This window comes from Bradyrhizobium neotropicale (assembly GCF_001641695.1).
In the GTDB taxonomy this organism is placed as follows: Bacteria; Pseudomonadota; Alphaproteobacteria; order Rhizobiales; family Xanthobacteraceae; genus Bradyrhizobium; species Bradyrhizobium neotropicale.
The window spans coordinates 119,275-126,789 of the sequence record NZ_LSEF01000008.1 but is presented as its reverse complement, the minus strand read 5'-3'; the positions used below and the strand labels follow the sequence as shown (position 1 = coordinate 126,789).

The 7,515-nt window shown below is 65.0% G+C and carries 8 protein-coding genes; 3 read left to right on the top strand and 5 right to left on the bottom strand.

Features of this window, described 5'->3' with window-relative positions:
• Positions 1 to 669: ABC transporter transmembrane domain-containing protein (locus AXW67_RS43580; RefSeq protein ID WP_245315346.1), on the bottom strand; the 669-nt coding region annotated here is incomplete at its 3' end.
• A gap of 200 nt (positions 670 to 869) precedes the next feature.
• Here AXW67_RS43580 and AXW67_RS01365 point away from each other — a divergent pair.
• Positions 870 to 1,475, top strand: coding sequence for an LOG family protein (locus tag AXW67_RS01365; protein WP_063676038.1), 606 nt, complete (start codon positions 870 to 872; stop codon positions 1,473 to 1,475).
• A 4-nt stretch (positions 1,476 to 1,479) separates the two neighbouring features.
• Here AXW67_RS01365 and AXW67_RS01360 read toward each other — a convergent pair whose 3' ends face one another.
• From AXW67_RS01360 to cysS, 4 genes are all read right to left on the bottom strand, one after another.
• Positions 1,480 to 1,857: a VOC family protein gene (locus AXW67_RS01360; RefSeq protein WP_063676036.1), complete on the bottom strand. Its 378-nt coding sequence runs from the start codon at positions 1,855 to 1,857 to the stop codon at positions 1,480 to 1,482.
• A 124-nt stretch (positions 1,858 to 1,981) separates the two neighbouring features.
• Positions 1,982 to 3,580: a citramalate synthase gene (cimA, locus tag AXW67_RS01355; protein ID WP_063676034.1), complete on the bottom strand. Its 1,599-nt coding sequence runs from the start codon at positions 3,578 to 3,580 to the stop codon at positions 1,982 to 1,984.
• Complete coding sequence (locus AXW67_RS01350; RefSeq protein ID WP_063676032.1) at positions 3,577 to 4,068, bottom strand: GNAT family N-acetyltransferase; 492 nt, start codon at positions 4,066 to 4,068, stop codon at positions 3,577 to 3,579. The genes cimA and AXW67_RS01350 overlap by 4 nt, the downstream gene beginning before the upstream one ends.
• On the bottom strand, positions 4,068 to 5,465 hold the full coding sequence (gene cysS / locus AXW67_RS01345) for a cysteine--tRNA ligase (RefSeq protein WP_063676030.1): 1,398 nt from the start codon (positions 5,463 to 5,465) through the stop codon (positions 4,068 to 4,070). Before cysS ends, AXW67_RS01350 begins: the two co-directional genes overlap by 1 nt.
• 285 nt (positions 5,466 to 5,750) lie before the next feature.
• Here cysS and AXW67_RS01340 point away from each other — a divergent pair, with 285 nt between their 5' ends.
• Both AXW67_RS01340 and AXW67_RS01335 read left to right on the top strand, forming a co-directional pair.
• Positions 5,751 to 6,056 carry a hypothetical protein gene (locus AXW67_RS01340; protein ID WP_063676028.1) on the top strand — a complete coding sequence of 102 codons (306 nt, stop codon included), beginning with the start codon at positions 5,751 to 5,753 and terminating at the stop codon, positions 6,054 to 6,056.
• 128 nt (positions 6,057 to 6,184) lie between these two features.
• Positions 6,185 to 7,375, top strand: coding sequence for a DUF2865 domain-containing protein (locus AXW67_RS01335; protein WP_063676026.1), 1,191 nt, complete (start codon positions 6,185 to 6,187; stop codon positions 7,373 to 7,375).
• Positions 7,376 to 7,515: the final 140 nt, after the last annotated feature.

Sequence of the window (7,515 nt, the reverse complement as noted above, 5' to 3'; positions counted from 1 at the left end):
CCGCCACTCGGTCGCGATGTAGGTGTAGTACATGTACACCGCGACCATGATCAGCGTCGCGACCACATAGCGCCAGTCGAACTGCCAGAACAGCACGGCCATCAGCAGCGAGACCTCGACGATGGTCGGGATCAACTGCAGGATCACCATGCGCACGATGACCTCGATGCCCTCGCGGCCACGCTCGAGCACACGCGTCAGGCCGCCGGTCTTGCGCTCGAGGTGAAAGCGCAGCGACAATTCGTGCATGTGGACGAAGGTGATGGCGGCGAGCTTGCGCACCGCATGCATGGCGACGCGCGCGAAGATGCCGTCGCGCCACTGCGTCAGCACCGCCATCAGGATGCGCATTGCGCCGTAGCTTGCCGTCAGCAGCAGCGGCGAGGCGATCACCCAGAGGTGCCAGTTGTCGGGTTGCACCGGCGCAGTGTTCGCCCCGGTCAGCGCATCGGTTGCCCATTTGAAGCTGAACGGCACGGCCAGCGTGATCAGCTTGGCCGCGAGCAGGAGCACCATCGACCAGATCACGCGCATCTTCAGGTCGAAGCGGTCGCTCGGCCAGATATAGGGCCACAGATGCGCCAGCGTCCCGATCAGGGTGGCCCGTTCCGGCGATGTGGCAGCCGCGTCAGGCGCGGCAGCGCCGGCGGGCGAATGAGGGTGATCCATCGAGAAGCCTGGAGGCCCGCCGGATGCGGGCCCGTTGAGATTTGCGATTTTCGCTCGTCATATAGAGACTTCTGGGCGTCAGCGCATCCCGCTAGGAACCGATTCTTGCATTGTTTGTCGTCATTTACCGGTAGATTTCCGGGGGCGGCGAATCACCGATTGGACTTGACGCCCTTTCGCTGCAATGCATCATGGCACCAATGAGCACTATCAAAACCGTCTGTGTCTATTGCGGCTCCGGCCCAGGAACCAATCCCCGCTTCATCGAAGGCGCCAAGGCGTTCGGCAAAGCGCTCGCCGAGAACAACGTCCGCCTCGTCTATGGCGGCGGCTCGCTCGGCCTGATGGGCGCGGTCGCGACCTCCGTGCTTGATCACGGCGGCACCGTCACCGGCATCATCCCCGACTTCCTGCGGATGCGCGAGAACGCGCTGACGCGCGTGCAGGAGATGATCGTCACCCCCGACATGCACGAGCGCAAGCGGCTGATGTTCGAGCGCTCCGACGCCTTCGTGGCACTGCCGGGCGGCGTCGGCACGCTGGAAGAGCTCGTCGAGCAGCTCACATGGAAGCAGCTCGGCCGTCACGCCAAGCCTGTGCTGCTCGCCAATATCGATAACTTCTGGGAGCCACTGTTCTCGCTGTTGTCGCACATGCGCCAGACGCAGTTCATCCGCGACGGTCTCAAGGTCGACATCCTCAAGGCCGATCGTGTCGAGGAGATCCTGCCGAAGCTGAAATCGGCGGCGGCCCTGGTCGCCGAGGCGGAAAAGGATCTCGCGCCGGAAGTGGCGCGGCGGCTCTAGCGTCCTACTCCGCCGGAAACGTCACCGCCTCGATCCGGTTACCGTCGGGATCGACGACGAAGGCCGCGTAGTAACGCACGCGATCGTGCGGGCGGATGCCGGGCGCACCGTCAGAGGCACCGCCCGCCGCAAGCGCCGCGGCGTGAAACGCATCGACCTCGCTCGTCGTCTTTGCCCGCAGGCAGATGTGCACGCCGCTCTCCGGCGGCACGCGCGGCATGCCCTCGCGCAGATTGATCCAGAATTCCGGATAGGTCTTGCCGAAGCCGACCGTCCGCGGCCGCGTGACGAGCCGCGTGAGCCCGAGTGCTGCGAGGGTTGCTTCGTAGAATTTCGCCAAGCGTTCGAGGTCGCTGACGCCGACGGAGATGTGGTCGATCATGTCTGCCCCTCCTCCCCGTCATTGCGAGCAAAGCGAAGCAATCCAGAGTGTATCCGCGGAGACAGTCCGGATTGCTTCGTCGCTTCGCTCCTCGCAATGACGATGTTTGTGGCGCCGCCGTCCCTTAAGCCGGCGCGCCCGACTTCACGAGCTTGTAGATCACCGAATCCATCAGCGCCTGGAACGAGGCGTCGATGATGTTCGGGGACACGCCGACCGTGGTCCAGCTGTCGCCGTTCTCGTCCTCGCTTTCGATCAGGACGCGCGTGACCGCGCCGGTGCCGCCATTGAGGATGCGCACGCGGTAGTCGATCAGCTTCAGCCCCTCGATGTACTTCTGGTACTTGCCGAGGTCCTTGCGCAAGGCGACGTCGAGCGCGTTGACGGGGCCGTTGCCTTCGGCCGCCGAGATCAAATGCTCGCCGGCGACGTCGACCTTCACCACGGCCAGCGCCACGGTGACGCGCTCGCCGAGCGCGTTGTAGCGCTGCTCGACATTGACGTCGAACTGCTCGACCTCGAAATAATGCGGCACCTTGCCGAGCGTGCGGCGCGCCAGCAACTCGAACGAGGCGTTGGCGGATTCGTAGGCGTAACCCGCCGCTTCGCGCTCCTTCAATTCCTCGACCAGCCGCGTCAGCTTCGGATCGCTCTTCTCGTAAGCAATGCCGGCGCGGTCGAGCTCGGCGATGACGTTGGAGCGCCCGGCCTGGTCGGACACCAGCACCTTGCGGTGGTTGCCGACCGATTCCGGCTCGACATGCTCGTAGGTCTGGGGGTCCTTCAGCACGGCGGAGGCGTGGATGCCGGTCTTGGTGACGAAGGCGCTCTCGCCGACGTAGGCAGCGTGCCGGTTCGGCACGCGGTTGAGCATGTCGTCGAGCGTGCGCGAGACTTTCACGAGGCTCGCCAGCTTCTCGTCCGTCACACCGATCTCGAAGACGTCCGAAAATTCCGTCTTGAGCTTCAAGGTCGGGATCAGCGAGCAGAGATTGGCGTTGCCGCAGCGCTCGCCGAGCCCGTTCAGCGTGCCCTGGATCTGCCGTGCGCCGGCACGCACCGCGGCCAGCGAATTCGCCACCGCCTGCTCGGTGTCGTTATGGGCGTGGATGCCGACGTGATCGCCGGGGATGTGCTTGATCACCTCGGTGACGATGGCCTCGACCTCATGCGGCATGGTGCCGCCATTGGTGTCGCACAGCACCACCCAGCGCGCGCCGGCCTCATAGGCCGCCTTGGCGCAGGCGAGCGCGAAGCTCGCGTCTTCCTTGTAGCCGTCGAAGAAATGCTCGCAGTCGAGCATCACCTCGCGGCCCGCAGCCTTCGCCGCGCTGACGCTGTCGCGGATCGAGGCGAGATTCTCGTCCTTCGTCGTCTCCAGCGCAACGCGCACCTGATAGGCGGAGGATTTTGCCACGAAGCAGATCGCATCGGCTTTGGCCTCCAGCAGCCCGGCGACGCCGGGATCGTTGGAGACCGAGCGCCCTGCCCTGCGCGTCATGCCGAAGGCGGTGAAGCGCGCATGGCTGAGCTTCGGTTTGGCGCCGAAGAACTCGGTATCGAGCGGATTGGCGCCGGGATAGCCGCCCTCGACATAGTCGATACCGAGCTCATCCAGCATCTGGGCGATGACCTGCTTGTCGGCCAGCGTGAAATCGACCCCGTTGGTCTGCGCCCCGTCGCGCAGCGTGGTGTCGAACAGATAAAGGCGCTCCTTGATCATTGCGCTGCTCCGAGCGTCTTCTTCATGGTGGTGTTGGCGAGCCACTCGTCATTGACGGTGACACTGTTGCGTTGCTGGGCGGCGTAGCCGCGCTTGGCAAAGAAGCCCTGCGCGGTGTCACTGGCATCGACCGTCAGGCTCTTCGCGCCGCGGCTGCCGGCAAGCTTTTCCAGCGCATCGACCAGCATGGTCGCAATGCCCTGCCCGCTCACCGCCGGATGCACATAGAGCATGCGGATGTGATCGTTGCCGCGCAGCGAGGCGAAGCCCACCGGCGAGCCGTCCAGCGTCGCGATCAGCGTCAGGTCGGAAGCGAGCTGGCGGCCGAACTCCTCGTCCTCCGCCGCTATCATCCAGGCTTCCTGCTGTGCCTCGTTGTAGTCGTCGCCGGTCAGTTCCTCGATGCTGGCCGCAAAGATCGCGGCAAGCATCGGCACGTCGGCCGGCAGGAAGGGACGCAAACCGGGCTTTGGGAGCGCTTGTGCCATCACGCGAGCTCCCAAGTCGTCACCGGCTTGCCGTCGGCATCCTTGCCGTCCTTGAGCACGACGCCCTTGGCGACGAGCTCGTCACGGATGCGATCGGACTCCTTGAAATCTTTTCGCGCACGCGCTGCGGCGCGCTCCGCGATCAAGCGATCGATCTCGGCTGCGTCAACGCCGCTCGCCTGCCGCTTCCGGCCCTCCCACTGCGCCGCGCTCTCAGCAAGGAAGCCGAGCAGACGCAGCGATGCCGCAAGACCGCCCAGATCTGACGAATTGCGAAGACCATGCAGCGCCGCGATCGTCAGCGGCGTGTTCAGGTCGTCGAGCAGCGGTTCGATCACGGAGGCCGCCAGCCTGGAAGGCTCAGCGTCAGCCGCAAAACGATACCAGTCGTCGAGCGTCTTCGCGCTCTCCTCCAGCGACTTCATGGTCCAGTCGATCGGCGAGCGGTAATGCGTCTTCAGCATGTTGAGGCGCAGCACTTCGCCCGGCCAGTCCGCGAGCAGGTCGCGGATGGTGATGAAGTTGCCGAGGCTCTTCGACATCTTCTCGCTCTCGACCTGAAGGAAGCCGTTGTGCATCCAGTAGTTCGCCATGCGCGACTGGTGGAAGGCGCAGCAGGTCTGCGCCACCTCGTTCTCGTGGTGCGGAAACACCAGATCGATGCCGCCGCCGTGAATGTCGAAATGTTGACCGAGATGCTTCCAGGCCATGGCCGAGCATTCGACGTGCCAGCCCGGACGGCCCTGCACCTTGATGCCGGCCGGCGACGGCCATGACGGCTCGCCGGGCTTGGACGGCTTCCACAGCACGAAGTCGGTCGCATCGCGCTTGTAGGGCGCGACGTCGACGCGGGCTCCGGCAATCATCTCGTCGAGCGATCGCTTCGACAGCGCACCGTAGCGCGGCAGCTCGGAATTGGCCGCATTCATCGCCTGCGGCGAGAACAGCACGTGATCCTCGGCGGCATAGGCAAAGCCGCCGGCGATGAGCTTTTCGATGATCTCGCGCATCTCGCCGATATGCTCGGTCGCGCGCGGTTCCACGCTCGGCCTGAGCGCCTGAAGCGCATCGACGTCAGCATGAAACTGCCGGCCCGTCTCCTCGGTGACCTTGCGGATCGCCTCGTTCAGCGGCAGGCCGGGGAAATCCCGCGCGGCGCGGTCGTTGATCTTGTCGTCGACGTCGGTGATGTTGCGGACGTATTTGACATGCGCCTCGCCATAGAGATGGCGCAGCAGCCGAAACAGCACGTCGAACACGATCACCGGCCGCGCATTGCCGATATGGGCGAAGTCATAAACGGTCGGTCCGCAGACATACATGCGGACATTCTTTGGATCGAGCGGCACGAACGGCCGCTTCTCCTTCGTCAGCGTATCGTAAAGGCGCAATTCCATATGGACACCCATCGGCTGTTGGCCGGGCGTCCAGTGCTCTCAATGCTTTTGAGAAAAGACGGCTCCAGCCAGCGAATCGCTAGCTCGTAATCTCGCAAATGGCGCAAATGGCGAGGAGACCGTTCATGCGGGAACATATGGGCCACGAAGGGGCCTCGCGTCAAGAGAGCCGCGAAAATGCCGTCTTATTTCCGCAAAGCGCGCCCGCCCCGCCTTGATGGTTCATCATCCTTAACCTTTTGAGTCTATTCGAGGGCTGGCGGTTCCCCCAGCCTCCGGTGCATCATGCGATCCCTGCTCGCGCTCCTCCCCAGTGCCTTCATCGTGGCTGCGACCGCTGCATCGGCCGAGACCCGCGTCTTCATCATCAATAATCAGGCTGAGGGCTACGGCATCGACCAGTGCCTCGCCAAGGGCGAGAAATGCGGCGCGCAGGTCGCGCGCACCTATTGCCAGTCGCGGGATTTCGCCCAGGCCTCGGCCTACCGCCGGGTCGATCCCGACGAAATTACCGGGTCCGTCCCCAAATCCGGCGCAAACTGCTCCCATGGCCATTGCGACGAATATGTTGCAATCACCTGTCAGCGCTGAATTCGCTCGGAGCTGGCAGACTTTAGGCCCCATCTGCGCCCGCGAAACGACGTGACGATGCCCCGAGAAGCGGGTATTGGAGGGCGCGCTTCGGCCCCCACCGTCCGTGGGGCCGCGACCTCGCTAGAATGGCGGATATGCCTGAATTTTTGTCCCTGTCTCGCTCTCGTTCCCTCCTTGCCAGTGCCGTGCTTCTGAGCGCGCTCGCGCTCGCCAATGACGCTTTCGCCCAGGCCGGTCCGCCCGGACCGCCGCCTCCGCCCGCGCAGGGCGGGCTCGGGCCGAATCCGATGTGCGCGCGCCTGGAGGGACAGCTCGCCGCGCTCGACCGTGGTGGTGGCGGCGGCGACCCAGCACGCGAAGACCAGATCCGCCGCTACCAGGATTCCCAGACCCGCCAGCAGGCCGAGCTCGACCGCGTCACCATGCAGGCCAAGCGCATGGGCTGCGATTCCTCCGGCTTCTTTTCGCTGTTCAACGGCCAGTCGGCGCAATGCGGTCCGGTCAACACCCAGATCCAGCAGATGCGCGCCAACCTGGACCAGATCACCGCCAATCTTGAACGCCTGCGCGGCGGCGGTCCTGGCGGCTTCAGCCCTGAGCGCGACAACCAGCGCCGATCGGTGCTGCTTGCGCTCGCGCAGAACAATTGCGGCCCGCAATATGCCAACGCGGCGCAGTCGCAGGGCAACTTCCTGAGCAACCTGTTCGGCGGCGGCAACAGCGCCAACAATCCTCCCGGCGCGCCGCCGCCCGCCGATCTCGGCCCGCAGTCCGGCACTTACCGCACTGTGTGCGTGCGCACCTGCGACGGCGCCTATTTCCCGATCTCATTCGCCACGGTGCCGGCGCGCTTCCCCGACGATGAGAAGACCTGCAAGGCGCTGTGCCCGGCGGCGGAAGCCTCTCTCTATGCCTACCGCAATCCCGGGGAGGACATGAACTCGGCCGTCTCCGTCAGCGGCCAGCCCTACACGGCTTTGCCGACCGCGTTCAAATTCCGCAGCGAGTTCAATCCGTCCTGCTCCTGCAAGGCCGCGGGCCAGAGCTGGGCCGACGCGCTGAAATCGGTCGACGACAAGGCTGCCGCCGAGCAGCAGGGTGACATCATCGTCACCGAAGAGAGCGCCAAGAAGATGCAGCAGCAGCGGCTCACCAAGGGCCAGCCCGCCAATGCCAAGAAGGGCGCGACGCCGGCGCCGACCACCGCCACCGCGCCGGCCACAGCACCGCCCGCGGATACGAGCACGGCTGCGAGCTCCGAGAGCAAGCCGATCCGCTCGGTCGGACCGGCCTTCCTGCCGCAGCAGCAGAAGTAGGCCGTCAATTCTCCGTCAAGCCCCGCGAAGGCGGCCGCCAGGTGCGGCCGTTTCGCTGTTACTGCTCGCCCTCGCGGCTCCACGGGAAGAGATTGGCCGGAAAGTCCGCGGCGTAGCGCTTTCCCTTCGCCGGCGGTGGC

Excerpts from the sequence above, each read along its gene's own strand:
- AXW67_RS01365 (WP_063676038.1), top strand. The coding sequence starts at position 870 with ATGAGCACTATCAAAACCGTCTGTGTCTATTGCGGCTCCGGCCCAGGA.
- AXW67_RS01360 (WP_063676036.1), bottom strand. The coding sequence starts at position 1,857 with ATGATCGACCACATCTCCGTCGGCGTCAGCGACCTCGAACGCTTGGCG.
- cimA (WP_063676034.1), bottom strand. The coding sequence starts at position 3,580 with ATGATCAAGGAGCGCCTTTATCTGTTCGACACCACGCTGCGCGACGGG.
- AXW67_RS01350 (WP_063676032.1), bottom strand. The coding sequence starts at position 4,068 with ATGGCACAAGCGCTCCCAAAGCCCGGTTTGCGTCCCTTCCTGCCGGCC.
- cysS (WP_063676030.1), bottom strand. The coding sequence starts at position 5,465 with ATGGAATTGCGCCTTTACGATACGCTGACGAAGGAGAAGCGGCCGTTC.
- AXW67_RS01340 (WP_063676028.1), top strand. The coding sequence starts at position 5,751 with ATGCGATCCCTGCTCGCGCTCCTCCCCAGTGCCTTCATCGTGGCTGCG.
- AXW67_RS01335 (WP_063676026.1), top strand. The coding sequence starts at position 6,185 with ATGGCGGATATGCCTGAATTTTTGTCCCTGTCTCGCTCTCGTTCCCTC.